A 20,345-nucleotide genomic window follows, 5' to 3' on the forward strand; every position below is an offset into this window, starting at 1 on the left:
TTCGCTCCCTGGTCTCCAGTGCGAATGTCGACGAGCCCGAACCGGCGGTCTTTTGCTCGCTGGTTTGGAGATGATCCGTAGGAACACCCGGTGCATGCAAACTGGGCACGAGTGTCGGAGTCACCTGCAAAGCTTGCATCGAGATTGCTGGACTTCGGCGGCATAGGTGGCAGGATCTCCTCACCCACACACTCATCCCAGCCGGTGGTCGCGCAGGGATCCAGCCCGAACTTCAGATCAAGCTGGTCTCCGTTACTCGCGCGAAGTCCGAGGACGATCTCGACGGCCGCCCCACTGGAGGAGGTCCGCGACGCCTGGTGGGCGTCACTAAAACCGGCTGCTCTCGACGCCGCGGCTGGCCCAGCCGCGAATGCAGACTCGAGGGCGGAGTTCGGCTCGGCGAAGCGAAGCGCTCCCGCTCCGCTGGATCGAACCCAGTAAGCGACCGTAGGGAAGAGGCTGTCCACGGCGACGTACTCCCCAAAATAGTAGGTCCGCACCGAGTCCGTCAGCAGACCGGGCGGATCTGTGACCAGCTGCGACAGGCCGACAGGCACCTCGAACGTTCCGATCATATTCCATCCCGGGACGAGCTCGATCTGCCTTTCCTCAGAGGGCACGATCCGGCCGCATATACTTTCGAATCCGGAATCATTTGGCGTCGGGCCGTCAAAGAAAGTCCAGTATCCTCGGCCTGATTCAACCTCTGAGACCCTTGCGTATTCACCTCTAAGCTCGTAGGCCCGCAGGGCGGGGGGAAAAGCGCCTCTCAGGGAGGCGTCACCCACGGCAACCGGGACGGTGCGCAGGTTCCAACCCGGCCGACGGCCGAAGGGTATACAGACCATGTCCCGTCGCGAAATCACCGCGGAGGAGATCAATGGATCGGAGATCGTCAGGGCCTGCACGGCGCGCATATCCACAGGCACGTCGTTTCCGGCCGCGAGGAGGAATGATCCATCCGGGAGATCTTCCGACGACCACGAGAGCTGGTAAGAGTCTGAGCCATTCAGGGCCAGTGTCCAGACGTTCTCGCCCGTTATGGCGCGAATATCCGTCCGTGAATCGGTGCCGCCCACCGGCAGTTCGAAGGCACTGAGCCCGTCAGTTGCGATACGCTCGCCGCACCCGGCGTCCAGGCCCTCGGTCGCGTTGACGCCCTCACCAAAAAGGGTTACCAGAGTGCCGGAGGACCCGGCCACGGTAAGGGGAACGGTCCACGTAGGGCGGCAAGCGGCCGCTACGGGCACGGCGGTGACGGTTACGATCAACTGCTGCTCGTCCGGATCGTTGGAGACGATTTCGATGCCGGCCTGAATCGGCAGGCCCGCGGCGAATGCAGGATCGTTCCAGTCCACCGAGAAGTTGATACTTCCCACTCCGCCGGACACGACTGAAGCCGGAGAAGACAGGATGTTAATCCATGGTCGATCAGGGGTGACTCCACCGAGCACGAGAGGGATCGAGCCGCTGTTGTGCACGAGAATTTCGCCAGGCGTTTCTATGCCCTGCGCAAGCAACAAGGCGCGGTACGCGTTCACTCGGCCATGGCCCGTGTCTGCGTCCCAGCCCGGGTCTCCCATGTCGACCGCAGACAACTGCAGCACGGCTCTCACCTCATCGTTCGTCAGCGCGGGTGCAACGGACCGCACCAGCGCCGCCACCCCTGCGACGAACGGGGAGGCGGCCGATGTTCCATTGAATGTCGCGAGATAATCGCCGTCATCGTAGCCTCCGGGTCCGACCACGTCCGTCGTATGGATGCGTGTTCCAGGTGCCAGCACGTCCAGGTCACCAAAGTGGCTGCCCCACCAGTACTCCTCGTCACACGACATTCCCGCCGGATCCTTGCCACGCCCGTCGGGCACGAGAGATGAATTGGCCGAGGTCTTTCTCGTATTGCACGGACTCAGGGCCCCGATGGACATGCTGTTTCGGTAGCCGGCGGGGTAGTGCGCGATGACGCGATTATCGATGTTGCCATTCCCGGCCGCCGAGACCACGAGCGCATCCAGCGTGTGCGCATAGTCGACCGCCATCTCGATCAACCGTGAGTATGCCGGACCTCCCAGGCTCATGTTGATCACGCTGGCCCCCTGATCCGCCGACCAGATGATTGCTCGTGAGATGATCGACGACGACGTGGAACCCCGGTCGAAGACGCGGACCGGCAGTATTCCGACGCCCCATGCGACGCCAGCGACGCCGATCCCGTTGTTGCCTGCGGCAGCGATGATGCCCGCGACGGCCGTCCCATGCCCGTCGCCCTCTTCCGGACCCGCATCGCTGTCATCGCTCGCAAAGTCGTATCCAGGCAGGACTCGGCCGGCGAATTCGGGATGGGATGCGTCCACACCGTCGTCGATGACCGCCACCACGACGCCCGGCGAGCCGGTCGAGATATCCCATGCCCTCTCGGCGTCGATGTCCGTGCCCCACAGTCCAACCAGCGGCCCCTCCGGATACGGGACGGCCTGCTCGGTATTGCGGAGCGCCCATTGCTTTGTGTAGAGCGGATCGTTTGGCACTGCGTCGCGCTCATAGAGATAGTCCGGCTCGGCGAATAGCACGTTCGGGTCTGACTGATACACGCCAACGACGTCCTGAACGGGGCGGCCCGCGTCGAACTCGACGACAAACACGGAACTTCCCCGAGCGAGACCTGGCAGTTTGCCGTTCGCCGTTGCAGCCAGTTCCAGAAGTGGCGTTACACCCGTGATACCGGCGCGGCGGTGCAGGTCCGTGAGATCGACGGCCATCTTGCCGAAGACGTCCTTTTCAACGGCGACTACCGCACGGCCGGGTGCAGAAGGCCAGGAGGGATCGGGCACGACACTCGCCGGCGGGCTGGCCCCCTGAAATACGTCGATGGCTCTCGGTGCGAGCGAAATGTCCGCCTCCGAAAACGGCACGATCCGGTTGCCCGTGATCTCCGTGAAGAACGTCGACTCAAAACTGATGTCGGGTGGCTCTGTCGAGACGCTGTACGTCGTCATTGCGCCGGCACCCGACCAGAAGCCGGTCACAGCGGGGTCCGCCTCGAACACGAGACCTCGCGACTCAGATGGGCTTAGTTCCACGGGCGGGCTGCCGATCAACGGCGTAGCCTGTCCCGCTTCGAGAAGTTCGGTTCCGTCCGCCTTCCAGTACACGGCGTAGAAGTTGCCGTCACCGTCGTGGGACACGTCGGCGTGCGCCGCCTGAATAGCGATGCGGTTTGGATTCCATATCTGGCCGCCGTTGTTGGTATACCAGGTCATGACCTCGCTATAGCAAGAAAAGACGCATACCGCCTGCCGGGTGACAGATGTCACGACGTTGGGTCCAAGGGCGGAAACATCGATGGAATACATGTGGCCCGACTCCTGCGTCGCAATCACAGTCGACGGAGGGAACGTGGCACCGAAATCAGTCGATGTCGTCGAGTGAAGCTCCAGCGCACCACCCGCTCTATAGCTGTACGCGACGTGCAGTCGAGGCTGGAGGGCGCTTCCGCCGACGTCCATGCCGACGGCTCGATACTCCTCGTATGCCTCGAGCCGGTTGTCGTCTACGAGGGCTTGCGGTTGTGTCCAGTCGTCCCCGAGCGTGAGCGATCGGGTGAGATAGAGGTCCGCAACGGTGTCGTAAAGGGTGGCCTTTTTCGCGATAACGTAGGCGAGATACAGCGCGCTGTTTCCGGTCGATTCGAAGAGCTTTGAGTCCGACACGATCCGTGCGCGCATGACCCAGCGCGAGCCCGCCTGAATGCCGGTTCTGATTTCACCCGGAACGGGCGGCGAAAACTGAGCGACTCCCGACCATCCGGAGACGGGCTTCCGGAAGACGGTCAGGTTGCCATTGCTGCGCACATATGACACGAACACGAAGCCCTGGGCGTAGGCTATCGACGGACCCGTGAGATACTCACCGCGCTCACCGAGCGTGAGAAGGTAGGTCCACGTCCGACCCAGATCCGTCGATTTGATGACCCGAATTCCTCGTACGACGGTTGTATCGCCGTTCTGCGACACCAGGAACACGTTCCGATCCTCGTATGCTGCGTACAGATTGTTCTGCGGGTCCGAGACGATTGCCGAATTCATCTGGTCGCCAGGTGCAGACTTCAGCAGGTCCGGCGGCTCCACGCGGACGAACTGGTTGCCCAGTATCTCTGCGCCCGCGGAGGACGCGGACATCGTACCTGCGCCGACGAGCCGGCTGTCATCGATCAGGTCGGTGACCTCCGTACCGGCGGCAGCGGCCCCGGCGAAATAGTCCGTGCGGTCGTTGTCCGGAATGGCGGCCTCAAGGAGATTGATCGAGTGCACGGGTTTGTTCGCCGTCGCCCACGACGGGACGTCGACCTCGGCGTTCTGTTCGCCCGGAAAGACCCGGGGGATCGGTGGCAGCCCGCCATCTCGCTCCTGCGCGACCGCGACATTGCCTGCGATCAAAAGGACCGGCAGAAACGACACGATCCCGACCAGGCGTCGGCGGATTGAGTACGATACGCTGTTCTGTGACGTCATCGGGTAACTACCAGAGACCTGGTTAGAATGGAGTGGCCGTCGAGTGCGACGCGCACGAAGTAGACGCCGGAAGCGAGTCCGTCCGTGCCGAGAAGAAACCTGTGTCGGCCGGCCGATCGAGGTTCAGCAACAATGGTCCGAACGCGCTTTCCGAGCACGTCGTATAGTGCCAGAGATACGTCGGACTCGTTGGGAAGGCTCAGTCGGACATTTGCATCCGAGCGCACGGGATTTGGAAAGACGGAAACCTCCGGATGGAGAGGGAGCGGATCGACGATGTCTGTGCCCACGGATCCGGTCGATGTCAGCAGCACGTGCGCTGCGTCGATCTCAACCGGACCTTCGGACGTGTTGAGTGCGGCTCCCACGATTCGGATGTCACGTGGAGAGAGCGGTTCGACAGTCTCCAGCTCCAAGTAGAGCAGCGCGCTGGCGGGCTCGCCGATGAGATCAGGGCGGACGAGGGTCGCCACCGCGTGAAGTACCTGACGGTCACGATCGAAGGACCAGAACTCCAGAGCACGGCCCTCGATGGCTGGTCCTGCGCGGACGGCGAGCGGCTCGACGCCGGCAGGCAGTACAAGCTGGACACTCAGGCCGCGGAGATCGATTTCAGGATCTATCGGGTCGACACGGATCGACCAGAGCTCGTTGTACCCTGACGTTTTTCTGGGCAAGGGGGGAAGAACGCCTCCTCCCCGGTCCGAGGTGTCGGCCGGAGTCAGGCCGAAGTTCGTGCCTACAGGGAGCACGTCCTCGTGGTTGACGATGCCGTCTCCGGTGGCGTCGGCGAGCACGGGATCAAGCGTGGTCATCGGGGAGCAGCCGGCGGTCTCCGGCCCGCTGCCCCAGGTGTCAACCAGGATCGGCTTCCACGAGATATCAAAATCGCCGCGGCGCGGCGGTCCGGTGAGGTCGTAGCAGTTCGCGATCGGAAAGAGGTCCATGCCGGAGACGTCTCCGCTGCCGTCGGTGTCACCGGGCCAGACCATCAGTTCGGATGGTACTGGGTCGATTCCTACGCCCGTAAAGGGCACCAGGGTCGGCGACCCTCCCGCGTCGTGTGTGATGACGAGTGCTGCCGGATGTACACCGGTACCGACCGGAGAGAATCGGAGGGTCACGTCCACGGGAGCGGACGGGCCGACGGTAAATGGAGCGGTCGGCTCTGCGATCGCATATTCCGTGGCATGCGGTCCGTTGATGCTCAGATCCGATACCGTCAGGATCGCGCCACCGGCGTTGCCTATGGAGACAGTGGCTTCGATGGAGTTTCCGGGTGCCACAGATCCAAAGTCGACGAACGGAGGGTCGATCGTGATGATGGGTGCCTCGGCCTCTACGCCGATCGCGTAGAGGCAGCCGTTTCCGGCGATGTAGATCCGTCCATCTCTACCGACGATCGGAGGATTGCTAGAGATCTTCGACGCACTCAGCTGCCATTGAAGCGCTCCGTTAAGATCATAGGCAAACACTGTGGCCAGGTCATTAATCAATATGACCCCGTCAGACGAGATCGCGGCGCCGGCATTACTTCTCAGGCCGGAAGAGCGCAGGGTGCCGTCGGGGTTGAAGATGTTCGAGTTCGCGACGATGGCACCGTCCGGGGCGACGGAGACGGCGGTTCTGCCCGAGTTTGGATTGTTCCAGATGGTCGCACCGGTCGCAGGATCAAGTGCATCCAGCCCGTCCAGGTGTGATACGTAGATGACGTCGCCCGGCCCGATGGCCGGCTCCTGGGTGTTGAATGGTCTGTTCCACAGCAGATTCCCCTGCTTGTCCACCAGCCAGATTCCCAGGCTCGCGCCAACGACGATGTCGCCCGCGGACGTCAGTCCGACGTCCATGGTGGTGCCGGTGGTCCCGATGAGCGTTCTCCAGAGTTCGTTGCCGTCGTGGTCGAGAGCGTGAAGTGTGGTTGCATTGGCGGTGGTAAAGGAGACCGACACATAGTAGATCGTTCCGTCTGGCGCGATGACGGGTGGGCCGTTGGTGTTGCTGATTCCCTCGCCGTAGAAGGTCCAGAGGTGGTTGCCTCTCGGCGAGAAGGCCCTCAAGGCGCTGCTGACTGACAACAGGACGACCCCGTCGGATCTCACGGCCATTTGTTCCGCACCCGGCCGGTTCCGCCACAGCTCCTGTCCGGAATCTGAGATGGCGATGACCTGGCCCGAGAAGCCGATGTACACGGTGCCGTCCGGACCGACGACGGGACGGGTCCTCGTCATGAAGGGATCCGACGTGGCAAAGCACGATTCCCACAGGATTGACGCGCCGGTGCCGGGTGAAACTGCGGTCGAGGTGTTCGTCAGTCCGGTGCCGGCCGACGGATGGGGCCACGCGCTGTCGGCTAACCCGGGCGGCGCGGAGTCGCCAATGAGCTCGACGCGGTGTTCCATGACAAAGTCGTTTGTCGATACTACCAGCTCGGCATTGTGCGCCCTGGCCGTCGCGGGCGAATACGCAATCGTGAAGGTTGCCGGCTGGTCGGGGGTCACCGTCTGTGGCCATCCAGACAACACACTGAACGACAGCGAGTCCGCGCCAACTAGATCGACGCTCGTGATGGTCACCGGAGCGGTGCCGGGGTTCGTGAACGTCACCTCCTCGTCCGCCGAACTGCCGGCGGGCACGTCCCGGTACTCGATGACGCTGCGCTCGCCGACTATAAGCGCCGGGTCAGGGGCTTCCTCGACACTGATCAGCGACGAAGTGGTGGGCGACTGGAACGTGTCCAGTATGACTCGTTTCCCCGGTCCCACGACCACGGTTCGCGGAGCGTTCGAAGTGGGTATCGACCATCGGAGCTGGCCCCGGGTGCCGTACGAACGCAGCGTGTTGTCGCTGGAGCCGACAAAGAGTAGGCCTTCGTCGGCGAAAGCGAGACCCATCGTGGTTCCTAGCAGCCCGCCAATACCGGCGGACCAGTGCTTGTCACCGTCGCGTGAGAAGGTCGTAAGCACTTGCCCCGCGCCGGCGGCGATGGTGCCGTCTACGCCAACGGCTACGCTGTTGCAGCGGAGCCGAACGCGGAAGATGTCGGCGCCTGTGGCGGTCCACTTGTGCAGGTCAAAGTCGGTGCAGACGACCACGGATCCGTCGGGCATCCCGATGACGTCCCGGACGGCGCCGTCTCCGCCCCATGATGATCGAGGACGTTCCCAGATGAGCGTGCCCGCGGGAGATATCGACCGGACCCCGTCGGAGAGCCGAAGGATGTAGGCCGACCCGTCCGGCACGAGATCGCCGCCGCCGATGTTGACGCCGGCCGAATACCGCCATTTCTGGGTGCCGTCGGGGTTCACGGCGACGGCCTGCGTGCCTTCGATCCCGTAGATCGTTCCGTCGGGCGCTTCAGCGATGGGCTGCACCCATTGCGACAGGGCTGGGAGCCTCCATTTGACGGATCCATCGGCCGTGTTGACGGCATACATGCTGATGTCGCGCGCGGCGATGAAGACGGTGCTCTCGTCGGCCGACAGGAGAGGGGCGCCGAACACCAACGACGGTGCAAAACTCCAGAGAGTAGTGCCGTCGACCGATCGCGCGACCATTTCTCCCGAGTACGAAGAGTAGATCGTGCCGTCCGACGCCACCGCGTGGCCGAAGGAGACCCCGGCGAGGCTGGTGTCGATTTCCCAGGCGGACTGCGGGACGATGGGCCCCGGCTGGAACGCGCTGGGCGCCATAGAATTACCTTCCGAGACAGTCGGCGTGGGATGGAGGGAAAGGTCTTGTCCCCGGGCGGTCCCGATGGGATGGGCGGAGATGCCCACGAGCGCTAAGAAGACGGCACGGCGGAGCCGTTGTCGCGCGTGGCACAGAGTGCTCGTGGCCGGCCGTATTCGACGCGTCATGCTCGGATTTCTTGAACCTCGTTGGGTGTTTAGGTGTAAAGGCGCGAAATAGGGGCCGGACCGGACACGGCTTGGGCGAGATCGAGAGGTGAGCCCGCGTTCATCGGAATGAACCCGGCTCGAATGATCGTCACCTTCACCGGTTCTTGAGCGAGTGCACGAGGTTCATCACCCGGTCGTCGTCCGGAACGATCAAAGCCAGCTGACTCGCGTAATCGAGTGCCTCGTCGCGTCTTCCGAGCTCCAGGTTTAGCGTTACCAGCGCGGTGAGAATGTCCATGTCGTAAGGGTGTGTGACGGCTGTTTCCGCAAGGATGTCCACGGCGTCTGCAGTGTCGCCGGTCGAGTGGAGTCCGATGGCATAGGCGTATGCAAAGCGCGGTGCGCCCGGAGCAAGTTCGGCGGCCATTCTCAATTCCGTCATCGCGTCGCTGAAACGTCCCAACCGCACCAGCAACAGACCGAGCGCATGCCGACGCACAGCTGAAGCCGAATCGAGTCGAAGTCCGGCCCGGAGTGCGAGCTCACCGTCCGCATCTCGCGCCTGTTCTCTCAGAAGGTCCGCAAGGTTGACGTAGGATGGCGTATAGTCGGGGTTCAGGCGTATCGCGGTTCTCAGGGCTTCCTCGGCGTCGGTATGGCGACCGACCGCCGCGTTAACGAGGGCCGATCCGCATGCAGGCGCAACGTCTCGCGGTACTCGACGAGCGCATTGTCAAAGGTCTCCGCGTACCGGGGCGGTATGCTGACCGGAGACGACTCTGCGAGGATCTGCACCGCCTGCATACGAACGGCTTTGATCGGGTCGGACAGCATCGGAAGCGTAAGTCGGCTACGAGCATCAACGCTGCGGGACGCTGCGGCCCTTGCCGACGCGAGCCGAACCAGTGGATCGGGATCCTGCCCAGCACCTTCCAGGGCTGGGACGACGGCCTGGACGGGATAGTCCGCCAACAGCGAGGTACACGACTCCCATGCCGCTTTCCCCGCGTTCAAGACCCGTTGTCGCACGTGTGCGTAAGCCGCCTACAATGACTTTACTAGTATTTCGGTACGAAACACGACCAAAGACTGTGCAGTCGGCAGAACCGACGTCAAGTCAGCCGGACCTCTACCGGTTGTACTCGTGCACTGCCGCAACCATTGCGAGGAAGTGTTCCGCTGGCACATAATCCGGAATACTGTTCCCCGAGCCGGCCGCGTAGCCACACCTTGGCACGGCGTACTCGAGGATCTCTCGTACGCGGCTGCTGATCGCCGTCTCATCACCGACCGTCAGCAGGTGAACATCCACGCCGCCGAGCACGGCGATGCGCTCGCCCCACCGGTCGACAAATCGTTCGACCGGCTCGATCACGTCCTCGAAGCTGTGCTTCGCGTCTATGCCGACCTTGTCAATCAGGGTACCCATCACCTCACGCGTATTGCCGCACGTGTGCATCATAAACGCACGTCCATGCTCATGGGCGAGGGCCGCATAGCGCTGGTACCAGGGGAAGACGAGCCGCTCCAGCAGGCGCGGCGAAACGAGCAGACCCGTCTTGTGACCCAGATCGTCACCCAGCCAGAGCGCCCTAATCTCTTCGCGTTCGCAGTAGTTCTCGAACACGCTATAAATCGTCTGCCCGACACGCTCCACCACAGCCTCGACGAGCCCGGGGTCGAGCACCGTCGCGAGCATGAACCGCTCCATCCCGATGAGGTCCATCGTGAACTCGAGCACCCCGCCGGAGAAGCCGATCAGACCCATCCCGTCCCGCAGCTCCGAGGTCGCGACATCCACCGGCTGAAAATCAACGTCGGAGGGCTGTGGCCACGCAAAGCGTTCCAGGTCGTCGAGCGTCGCAATCGGTCCCTCGCTTTCGTTTGCCCAGGCACGCGAAACGTCCAGGGCGCCAGACGACACACCGCCGCGTGCGTGTAGGCGATCAACATCCCACGGGATGATCGCGGACGTCTTGACGACGTCGTATCCAAGCCGGTGGTGCGCCCGCACGCTCCGCCGAACCGTCTCAGTCATGATGTCGCGCACTGAACCGGACAACACGGTCGGCTCGTCGAGCATCGTGTTGATCACGGTCGGATGAATCCCGAGCTCGATGAGCGGAACGCGGTCCGGGCGCTCCCGCCTGAGTACACGGAGGAAGCGGTTGTAGTCCGGACTCGGCGGCGGCATCCTCTCTACGCGTGGATGCATGACAACAACTCTTCGACAATCTGCGTCTGATACGAAGGACGATCGGTCCTGCACCCAAGGTACTTCGATCCTGCAAAAGATCTGGCTCGGCCTGTGCCGCTTTCCGTGTTTTACAGAACCGGATCGTGCGATCAGATTTCCTCTTCTGCGTTGCCCGCTATTTCGAGAAGCACCGGGATCGCATGAATCTCGAGAGGTCGCGAAGTACCTTTCGAGAGAGCTACCAGTGGACCTGATCCCATTTAGATGAGCGACGTCGTACGAGATCTTTTTGATGCGATCGTTTCCGGCGATCGAGACCTCGTTCTAAGCAAGGTTGCTGATGCACTGTCGGATGGTCTTGCTCCGACACTTATCCTGGATGACGGCATGATTGCGGCCATGGCAGAGGTCGGCGATCGCTTCGAGCGCGGCGAGTTCTACATTCCTGAGATGCTGATTGCCTCTCGTGCCATGCAGGCAGGCCTCGCGACCTTGAAACCGCACTTGATCGATGCTAATGTCGAGTCGATCGGCACGGTCGTCGCCGGCACGGTGAGGGGCGACATGCACGACATCGGGAAGAACCTCGTCGTCGCGATGCTGAAAGGCGCCGGCTTCGAGATCGTGGATCTGGGCGTTGACGTTGCCGCTGATGACTTCATCGAGGCGGTTAGGTCGCGTCCCGTCGATCTCGTCGCGCTGTCGGCGATGCTGACCACAACGATGCCGCAGATGGAGCGGACGATCCGGGCGCTGGAAGCCGCCGGTGCGAGAGACGGGTTGAAAGTGATGGTGGGAGGCGCACCGGTTTCGAAGGCATATGCAAAACAGATTGGTGCAGACGGTTATGCTCCGGATGCCAGCCGCGCTGTTGCGCTGGCCCGATCACTGATAGAATAGCGTGGTGCAGGTAGGCGGGTCTCCGATTTGTTTCTGCCCGGTACTCGACGACTCACGCTTCGATCGGTAAGTTCACCGCAACGCTTTTCCGCATTACTCCCATGGTTGAAGATTTTGGAACACGACTTCAATCGGCCGACGTGCTCGTGGCCGACGGCGCCATCGGCACAAACCTGCAGGCTGCCGGCCTGACCCCGGGAATGCCCGCCGAGGAGTGGGTGATCGACCGGCCGGACGCTATCCGGTCACTGCATCGGTCGTTTGTGGAAGCCGGGTCGGACCTCATTTTGACTTGTAGCTTCGGCGGCAATCGAATCGGAATGAGTCGGTCGCAGTACGCGGGTCGGGTCGCAGAACTCAACCGAAGCGCGGCGCACATGGCACGGCTGGCGGCGGATGAAGCCGATCGCACCATCTTTGTCGGTGGCTCGATGGGTCCGACCGGTTCTCTCGTTGAGCCCTACGGATCGCTTGGGTTGGACGAAGTGTCTGAGGTATTTGCCGAGCAGGCGAGGGCGCTGGAGGAGGGTGGAGTGGACTTCCTGATTCTCGAGACTTTCTTCGCGATCGAGGAGGCTCGCGCCGCCATTGAAGGCGTAGTGCGAGTGTCGGATCTTCCGCTCATCTGCAGCTTCAGCTACGACCGGGGAACGCGAACGATGATGGGCGTCAGTCCGACGGCGATGGTGGATGCGCTTGGCGACCTCAGGCTCGCCGCGGTCGGCGCGAACTGCGGCCGAACTACGGACGACATGGAAGAGATCATCGATGAGCTCGTGGCGGCCACGGACCTCCCTGTCTGGGCCAAGCCGAACGCCGGTCTGCCGGAAGGCGACCCGCCTCACTACCGTGTCACCCCTGAACAGATGGCTGCGTATGGCGTCCGCTATCGTACGCACGGCGCCCGCGTCATTGGCGGTTGTTGCGGAACGACACCGGAGCACGTCAAAGACATTGCGGATGCAATTCAGGGCAGCACGCACGATAGCACTACGCGTACTCCACGAGACCCGTAATCCGAGGCGCGGAAGAACGCGACGCGTACGATTGGCCTGGCGTAATCGCGCGGCTATCTCTCCACCGGACCAAGGTACCGGTCGAACCACGCCAGCGTCTCCCGGATCAGCTCGTTTTTTGGGAGACTGTGACTCGTCTCATATAGTCGCATCTCTTTGTGCGCCAGCGGAGTCCCCAGGTTCTCGAAGAACGGAATCTGCGAGGTTTCCAGCGGAAAGTAGAAATCATACTGCCCGTTCAGCATGAGAACAGGCAACGTGATGCGCGTCAGGTAGTTGAAGGGATCAACCTCCGGACGTGAACGCTGAAAACGCAGCCCACCAATCTCAAGCACGGCCGTGCGGAATCGCGGTTCGTGGTACAGCATCACGGGCGAAACTCGCGAGCCCCAGCTAAGTCCGACGAAGGCAAGTGCCTCCGGGTCGACGTCACCTCGTTCCAGCAGGTAGTCCACCGTACGGCCGACCTCCTTCGACCACATGATCATGTGATCGCGGTAGACGATCGACTCGGCCGGTGTTGAACTCGCCAGCTCCGAGCCGCGATCGAACTGATTACGGAAGACCGGCACGACGAGGAGCCGGCCATCCCGCACGATGTAGTCCCAGTAGTCTTTCGCGGGCGGAAGGTCGGGCATGGGTCGATCTACTCCGAACGCCCAGTCCCCCGGGAAATAGAGGATGGCCTGGTAGGGAGGTTTCGTGGCGGCAGGAACGAAGACCCAGGCGGTCATACGATCGGTTCCGTAGCCCGCGTGATACGACACTTGCTCCACGACGAAGTCGGCGTCACTGGAGTCCGCGCTGATCAGTATCGGATTGAGCGGTGCCGGATCGTAGCCAAAGTAGCCCTGGAACTGAGCGAAGGTCACATCGTCGACCGGCCGCTCCGTCGCGTAGTCTCGGAAGGGCAGCTCGATGGATTCGTTTAAACTCGCGACAACGTCGCCGAGCCATTGAATCGTGCGGAAGCCGTTCGTCTCCCCGCGGTCCAGGGGATCGAGTGTGTAGGCATCCTGAAAGCTGTACGGAGGATCGTTCCACGCACCGCCAAGCGTAAACCTCCGGCCGTCACGCACGCTGCCGTTCGCCGTCCACTCGCGGACGTTTCCTGCGAGGTCGTACGTGCCCGGACCGCTCATACTTCCGGACGCGCCGACCGGCAGCGGACCACCCTGGTTGTCGATATTCGCGCCCGGAAGCAGGTATGCGGCTGCAAAGAACGAAGCGGCGGCATTGAAGTGATAGACCGTCGGCAGTGCTCTTCGCATCCACCGGGCACAGGCATCCGCCTCATACCAGCTCAGTCCTCGCACAGGATAATCTTCTTGCCCCTCGGGAAATCGCCCCAGAGACCAGGTCGACGGCCCCGGTCGACCTGTCGCATCCACAAACGTCTGCGCAGGATCGGGCGAAGACGGGTGCCATAACGCGCGATCGGTGTAGCCGCCGTCGTCGATGAAGGCTTTGAATTGCGAGTTGGTGACCTCAAAACGGTCCATCAAAAACGACGTCACCTGACGCGCTGGAAGGTGATCGAGATACGGCATCCGCAGCGGCCGCTCCGATTCGTCGACCCGTACCATCCCCTCCGGCACTGTGCCCGACGCATCCAGAGTCACCTCGAGACGAGTCGAATCGGAGAGGAACACCAGCCGATCCTGCTCTACGAATCCCGCCGACCGGATCCTGATCTGATGATACCCGCGGGGGACTGTCTGCCCGGCGGCGCCCGCAAGGGGCTTCCACGCCGCCCGCCCGGCACTGTCGGATCGGATGGATACGTCAATCGGTTGATCCGCATCTACCCACAGTCGGCCCGTGGCGCGGCCCACAAGTTCCTGAACGTAGGGCTCGCCCGGCAGCGTCTCGACGGCACGGCGAGCCAGGTCGAAGGCCTCCCACGTATCGGCGGATCGGGCGTCGTATGTCGATGTGGCGAGAAGGGAGTCGAGACGTGGAAGGAGTTTCGATCTGACGTCTGCCTGCGTACGATTTCTCATCAGCCCGATGCCGACCGCCGCGCTTGCGATAAGCACGACCGCCACCAGCGCAATGCCGATCAACGGACTGCGCCGTCGAACGAGGGCCGGTGTCTCCGAATCGTCTGCCATCCCGCCGAGTCGGACGAGGATCTCGTCGGCTGATGAAGGACGCTCGTCAGGATCCTTGCTCAGCAGGTCCCCGACCAGGTGGCGGAGATCGGAAGGAACGGCGTCGGGAAGCGGCGCCGGCGTCTCGTTCAGGAGCGAGTAGAGAACGGCCGTATCGTAGGAACCCACGAAGGGGCGCGTACCGGCAAGCATCTCGTACAAGATGACGCCCAGACTCCAGAGATCCGATCGTGCGTCGACGGCTTCACCGCGAGCCTGCTCCGGACTCATGTACGCGATCGTTCCAATCGTGGAGCCATCCTTTGTTATGGCGGGGTCGTCTTCGACTTTTGCGAGGCCGAAGTCGAGCACCTTCACCACACCCGCCTCAGTGAGCATCACGTTGCCGGGTTTGATGTCGCGATGAATGACGCCTGCGCTGTGCGCTGTCGTGAGCGCCTCGCACATCTGCCGACCGATCGCGCGAATCTTCTCTTGCTCGAGAGGACCGTCCGCAATCATGCCGGCCAGCGTGCTCCCCGCAACGTACTCCATCGCGATGTACGGTTGCGGGGTGCTTGCCCCATCGGCAAGTGCGTCGCCGATCTCGAAGATTGTCGCGATGTTCGAATGGTGCAGCTTCGCGGCAGCCCGCGCTTCACGCAGGAAGCGCTCGCGGTCGTCATCGGAGGCCAGCGCACCTGCCGGCAACACCTTGAGCGCCACCGTCCGGTCGAGCTTTGTGTCCTCAGCCTTGAAGACGATCCCCATACCCCCACGCCCGAGCTCTTCGAGGATCTTGTAATGCGAGATGTGTGATCCGATCATGGGGATTTCGTAGACGGGTTTCGGGTCATGGGGGATTCCTGCGGAAACAGGTCGGCCGACAGAGTCACTATCTCGACAGTCTCTGTAATCCTTGTCTGCCTGTCTGCAAGATAGTCATCCGACTGACCCCGCAGGAACTTCATCGTCGCTCACGCTTCGCGCGTTGCTCCCGTCTACCTCCCATTCAACTCGTGGACCTCCTCAACCATCGCGAGGAAATGCGCCGCGGGCACGTAGTTGGGGATGCTGTTGCCCGAGCCGGCCGCGTAGCCACAGCGCGGCACGGCACGCTCGAGGATCTCTTGTACGCGACCGCGGATCGTCGCATCATCACCGAAAGTCAGCAGGTGAGCGTCACGCCGCCTAGAACGGCGATGCGTTCCCCCCGCCGGACTACGAATCGTTCGACCAGCTCGATCACGCGGCACCTGTTGCTATCTATGTACCGGTCCCAGGCATCGATCCAACCAGGTCAGGCCTCCCTGATCAGTTCCTTCCGTGACAGACTGTGCGGTCACAATTTCGACCCGAGCATTACGTTAGCCGAGATCCGTGTCACTTTCATCTTACGGATCCCAGGAATCGGTCAAGCCATGCCAGCGTCCGGGACACTAGCTCCTCCCTTGGCACATAGTGACCGCCGTCGGATACGTAGAATTCCTTCTCGTCGTCTGGCAGAGTGAGCTGCTCGTAAAATGGCTTCTGCGAAGTCTCGTACGGATAGAAGAAATCGTACCTGCCATTCAACATCAGCGTGGGCGTCTTGATGCGCGGGATGAAGTTGAACGGGTCCACCTCCGGCGAAACCGTCGACGGATACAACCCCGCCACGTAGAGTACACTGGCCTTGAAGCGCGGCTCAACTACGGTCATGATAGGCCCCGACGCGCCTCCCCAGCTATAGCCGAGATAGGCAATCCGGTCCGAGTCGATATCGTCGCGTGTCTGCAGGTAGTCGATGGAGCGACTCAGATCGTTTGCCCACATGATTACGCGGCTGCGGTAGTACACGCTCTCGTCGCCGTAGTCGCTCGTGATGTCGTCGGCGCGCTCATAGGTGCTCTTGTATATCGGATGCAGATACGCCCGCCCGCTCTTGAGGATAAAATCCCGCGACCCCGGGCTGAGGTCGTCGCTGGTAGTTCGGGAGATGGCGCCAGACCCCGGGAAGAACACGACCGTCTGGAAAGGCGCAACAGCGTTTCTGGGAAGAAACAAATAGGCTATCACGCGCTCGTTACCGTAGGCGGCATCGAATGTGATCTCTTCTCTGATCCAGTCTTCCTGGCTGTCGTCCGTGCTCTCGACCGTGGCGTTCAGCGGCGACCGGTCGTAGGCATATTGCCTGAGAAATCCCTCGAATTCCGTATCCGAAGCGGGCTGTTCCGCGTAGTAGTCCCGGAACGCTCGCGCGAGCGGTCGCTCCAGCGCCTCCTGATTGTCGTTCGGTTCGATGTACTCAATACACCTGAAACCGTTGGTCACGGAACGGTCCATCGCGTCTACTGCAAAGGCGTCCGTAAAGGCGTAGTCGGGGTCGTTCCATCCGCCACCAAGCAGGTACCGCTTGCCGGGGTCTCCGCTTGCATTCCAGATCCACTCGCGGGCATTACCGGCCAGATCGTATGCACCAGAGGGGCTCATGCCCTGAAAGCTTCCCACGGCCGCCGGACCGTCGCCGAGAATATTACTCAGCGGCACGATCTTGTTGCTCCACCAGATGCTTGCGGCGGTGGCCCAGTGGAACAGTGTGGGTAATCTTCTGCCGACGAACTCGGCGTATGCAGCCGCTTCGTACCAACTGATACCGGTGACAGGGTAGGCTTCCTGACCGTCCGGAAAGTCCTGGACCTCCCATGTGGACGGTCCGGGTTGACCGGTCGTGTCGACGAAGAGCTTCATGGCTTCCTCCCACGTGATCCTCCGGCCCACGCTCTCGAACGGAACCGTCCAGTAGGCGGGGTCCCGGTAGCCGCCACCGTCGACAAAGGCCTTGAACTCCGCATTTGTAACCTCGAATCGGTCTATTCGAAACGCCGTGAGGGGCTCGGAGCCCAGATGATCCAGGCCGACTGGCAGGAGGTACCCATCTCCCTGCTCCCGACCGGGTACGTCAACGTAGCCAGCCGAAGTCGTGAGCGCTACGTTAACATCGACCGTTCGGGACCACCGGCCCGTCGCCATCTCAAAGTCGTCGTAGCCGTCTTTCTCCACTCTCAAACGGTACCACCCTCTGGGATACGGATGCTCCTCGAGGGGCGTTTGGCCGATGGGCTCCCATTCACCCGCCACGTCCGCGTAGGGCCTCGCGAATACGTCCGCGCCCGGGGGATCGGTGTTGATGCTGTACGCCGCTGAGAACTGCGGCCGTAGTTTGATCAGGGCCGAGTCCGCTCCCATGTATGGTTCCGCCTCTCGAGCGAGCGCAAAGGCCGCTCTCCAATTCTCAGCGTCGGCAAGGCGCTCGATTTCGGGTATCGCGACCTGAGCAGCCCATTGTCTCTTTGCGTTCCGGTTCGTCCACAACAGTGCGATGATGGAAACGGCTGCCACAATCGCGACGGCACCTACGATCATTCGCATTTTGCCGCCGGCTGCCTGTGACCGCGCAGACGCGACTGAATGCGAGCCCCCCGTCGCGAACGCGTCGAGGTCGTCTCGAAAATCGGCCATCGAACCGTAGCGCTCATTCGCGTCTTTCTGCATCGCTCGCTCGACGATCCGTGAAATTCGCTCCGGCACGTCCGGATTAGTGGCTGCGGCGATGTCGGTCTCCGTATTCAGGATTGCATAGGCAATGGCGGCTTCATACGTACCCTCGAATGGCAGTTGGCCACAGAGTAACTGGTACAGGACAACCCCCAGTGACCAGATGTCCGTACGGAAGTCCACGTCTTCTCCGCGGACCTGCTCCGGACTCATGTAGGACGCGGTGCCGAGTGTCGAACCCGTCTTTGTCAGAACCTGACTTCCCGCGAGTTTGGACAGGCCAAAGTCCAGGATCTTCGCCTCGCCCGTGTTCGAAAGCATGATGTTCGACGGCTTCACATCGCGGTGGACGATACCCGACTCGTGAGCAGCCTGAAGGCCAGATGCGATCTGCACGCCGATTTCGATGGCCTGTTGGAGTGGCAGAGGTCCACGCTCCATCGTGTCGGAGAGCGTCTCACCGTCAATGAGCTCCATTACGATGAATACCTGCTTGTCATCCGTCTCACCGAGGTCGTAGACAGCGGCGATATTGGTGTGACTCAGAGCAGCCGCAATCTGTGCCTCCCTCAAGAATCGGACTCTGGATTCGTCTGAGGTGACCGTGTGGGCCGGGAGAAACTTGAGAGCCACGCTGCGATTGAGACGCGTATCTCGCGCTTTGTACACCACACCCATTCCGCCACGGCCGAGAATTTCTTCGACCTCAAAGTGTGCAATCTTCTTTCCAATCATTGCGTTCGGCGGTTGCAAGAGGGAGCGATGCCGTCGTCGATCCGCTCAGTTGCTTACAACTTCCTGGTGCCTGCGACACACGCGCCAGTTCCGTCTAGCCCATCAGCAGGATCGCCACACCCATCGCAAGAACGAGAAAAGCTGGCAGGGACTTAATCGGCGGGTCCTTTACCTTGAAATGCATCGCGAGAGCACCCAGCATCAGCACGACCAGAATCCGCGCGGCTGGAACGACGAGGCTTGGAAGAAATATGCCCGCGAGCAGCGCAATCGCTGCACCGACCTTTAGCACGCCTACGACGTAGAAGAGCCACACGGGCAAGCCGTACGCGGCAAACTCGTCCTTCAGCGTCTTGGCATCGCCGCCTCGGTAAGCCGTCTCAGAATTGGCACGAATCAGCCACACGTTCAACAGGCCGAGCCCTGCGATTACCTGGAGAACCAACAGAATTGAAAAAGACGGCATTGCACGTTTCCTCTATTACTACGTGACGAAATCTAAACAAAACGCTCCAACTAGTCGCTATCCAATGTTTATACGTTCCATAAAGTGACTGAGTCAGACGGCCGCAGCGCACGCATGCGATCATAGCCACGCAGAAAAAAGACACACCTCAACGCAGGACACGATGAATCCCAAACTCTTCGGCCGCTATCTACTGATTGGCCTCCTCTTCGCAGCCTTCGAACCGGCCGACGGCCAGACCGTGACTGTTGGCTCCGGTAGTTACAGCACCTCATTGCCTTCCGGCGCCGTCGGCCCACAGAATTCGTCCGGACAAAGCATCGGCCCCAAAGTCTCCTCCGCGTTCTCACTGCCCGTGCAGTCGAACGACTTCTGGAGCAGCCTGATCTATCCGTTCTTCGGCGATCCCCACTCCAATGTGCTGTACGCGCATCCACTGAACGTGAAGGCCGTCAGCACCGGCCTGCAGGTCGGATACACATCCGATCACATCTTCGCAGCCAATGATTACCTCTACCCGTTCTCGCACCAGCTGACGGTGGGCGTCAACGGTCTCTCAGCCTCTCGCACCAGCGCCCACCACTACGGCGACTGGACTGCGACCGCTCTGTGGGAGGACGCAGCTGTGTCCATGGAGGCGACTTTCGGACACGGTCTCCCGTACGTGTTCTTCAGAATCTCCGGCGGCAACGCGATCATCACACCGGCATCGACTCCGACCGTCTGGCATGATCAGGGCGGCGTACTTGGCATCACGGTAGCCGGAAAGCACTACGGAATCTTCGCGCCGTCCGGATCAACGTGGTCCGGCACGGGCACCTTTCAGTCGTCGCTCAGCGGTAAGGATTATCTATCCGTCGCAATTCTTCCCGACACAAGTCCGGCGACGCTCGATCTTTTCCAACAGCACGCGTACGCCTTTGTCACCAACACGACCGTCGACTGGCAGTACGACGAGGCCACTGCCGACCTCATTACCACGTATACGTACGAGACCACGTGGATGGATGACGCTGCGAACAGCACCGACGAGACCCTCACCGCTCTCTAT

11 protein-coding genes and 1 pseudogene are annotated in these 20,345 nt (G+C 61.6%); 3 read left to right on the forward strand and 9 right to left on the reverse strand.

The window, feature by feature from the left end; genetic code table 11:
* The 6 genes and pseudogenes from HKN37_10955 to HKN37_10980 form a co-directional block, all read right to left on the reverse strand.
* A partial coding sequence (locus HKN37_10955) for a S8 family serine peptidase (GenBank protein NNE47168.1) occupies positions 1 to 4,511 on the reverse strand: 4,511 nt, incomplete at its 3' end.
* Entirely contained in the window at positions 4,508 to 8,200 is a 3,693-nt protein-coding gene (locus HKN37_10960; GenBank protein NNE47169.1) for a PQQ-binding-like beta-propeller repeat protein, read from the reverse strand. The genes HKN37_10960 and HKN37_10955, both read right to left, overlap by 4 nt.
* 304 nt (positions 8,201 to 8,504) lie before the next feature.
* A complete protein-coding gene (locus tag HKN37_10965) occupies positions 8,505 to 8,849 on the reverse strand; it encodes a tetratricopeptide repeat protein (protein NNE47170.1) in 345 nt (114 codons plus the stop codon).
* Between the two features lie 6 nt (positions 8,850 to 8,855).
* Positions 8,856 to 8,987: pseudogene (locus HKN37_10970) on the reverse strand (hypothetical protein).
* Positions 8,984 to 9,364, reverse strand: coding sequence for a hypothetical protein (locus tag HKN37_10975; GenBank protein ID NNE47171.1), 381 nt, complete (start codon positions 9,362 to 9,364; stop codon positions 8,984 to 8,986). The pseudogene HKN37_10970 and the gene HKN37_10975 overlap by 4 nt, the downstream one beginning before the upstream one ends.
* Positions 9,365 to 9,479: 115 nt before the next feature.
* On the reverse strand, positions 9,480 to 10,565 hold the full coding sequence (locus tag HKN37_10980; GenBank protein NNE47172.1) for a hypothetical protein: 1,086 nt from the start codon (positions 10,563 to 10,565) through the stop codon (positions 9,480 to 9,482).
* 246 nt (positions 10,566 to 10,811) lie between these two features.
* Here HKN37_10980 and HKN37_10985 point away from each other — a divergent pair, with 246 nt between their 5' ends.
* Both HKN37_10985 and HKN37_10990 read left to right on the forward strand, forming a co-directional pair.
* Entirely contained in the window at positions 10,812 to 11,447 is a 636-nt protein-coding gene (locus HKN37_10985; GenBank protein ID NNE47173.1) for a corrinoid protein, read from the forward strand.
* Between the two features lie 101 nt (positions 11,448 to 11,548).
* Entirely contained in the window at positions 11,549 to 12,463 is a 915-nt protein-coding gene (locus tag HKN37_10990; protein ID NNE47174.1) for a methionine synthase, read from the forward strand.
* 53 nt (positions 12,464 to 12,516) lie between these two features.
* Here HKN37_10990 and HKN37_10995 read toward each other — a convergent pair whose 3' ends face one another.
* The 3 genes from HKN37_10995 to HKN37_11005 form a co-directional block, all read right to left on the reverse strand.
* A complete protein-coding gene (locus tag HKN37_10995) occupies positions 12,517 to 15,384 on the reverse strand; it encodes a protein kinase (GenBank protein NNE47175.1) in 2,868 nt (955 codons plus the stop codon).
* A 561-nt stretch (positions 15,385 to 15,945) separates the two neighbouring features.
* On the reverse strand, positions 15,946 to 18,828 hold the full coding sequence (locus HKN37_11000) for a protein kinase (GenBank protein ID NNE47176.1): 2,883 nt from the start codon (positions 18,826 to 18,828) through the stop codon (positions 15,946 to 15,948).
* 94 nt (positions 18,829 to 18,922) lie between these two features.
* On the reverse strand, positions 18,923 to 19,294 hold the full coding sequence (locus HKN37_11005) for a DoxX family protein (GenBank protein ID NNE47177.1): 372 nt from the start codon (positions 19,292 to 19,294) through the stop codon (positions 18,923 to 18,925).
* Between the two features lie 163 nt (positions 19,295 to 19,457).
* Between HKN37_11005 and HKN37_11010 the strand changes: the two genes are divergently transcribed.
* The coding region (locus HKN37_11010) for a hypothetical protein (protein ID NNE47178.1) at positions 19,458 to 20,345 on the forward strand (888 nt) is incomplete at its 3' end.

This window comes from Rhodothermales bacterium (genome assembly GCA_013002345.1).
GTDB lineage: Bacteria > Bacteroidota > Rhodothermia > Rhodothermales > JABDKH01 > JABDKH01.

Bases quoted from the DNA above. Each gene is read 5' to 3' on its own strand.
- HKN37_10985 (NNE47173.1), top strand. From the start codon at position 10,812: ATGAGCGACGTCGTACGAGATCTTTTTGATGCGATCGTTTCCGGCGAT.
- HKN37_10960 (NNE47169.1), bottom strand. From the start codon at position 8,200: ATGGCGCCCAGCGCGTTCCAGCCGGGGCCCATCGTCCCGCAGTCCGCC.
- HKN37_10990 (NNE47174.1), top strand. From the start codon at position 11,549: ATGGTTGAAGATTTTGGAACACGACTTCAATCGGCCGACGTGCTCGTG.
- HKN37_10980 (NNE47172.1), bottom strand. From the start codon at position 10,565: ATGCATCCACGCGTAGAGAGGATGCCGCCGCCGAGTCCGGACTACAAC.
- HKN37_11005 (NNE47177.1), bottom strand. From the start codon at position 19,294: ATGCCGTCTTTTTCAATTCTGTTGGTTCTCCAGGTAATCGCAGGGCTC.
- HKN37_11000 (NNE47176.1), bottom strand. From the start codon at position 18,828: ATGATTGGAAAGAAGATTGCACACTTTGAGGTCGAAGAAATTCTCGGC.
- HKN37_10995 (NNE47175.1), bottom strand. From the start codon at position 15,384: ATGATCGGATCACACATCTCGCATTACAAGATCCTCGAAGAGCTCGGG.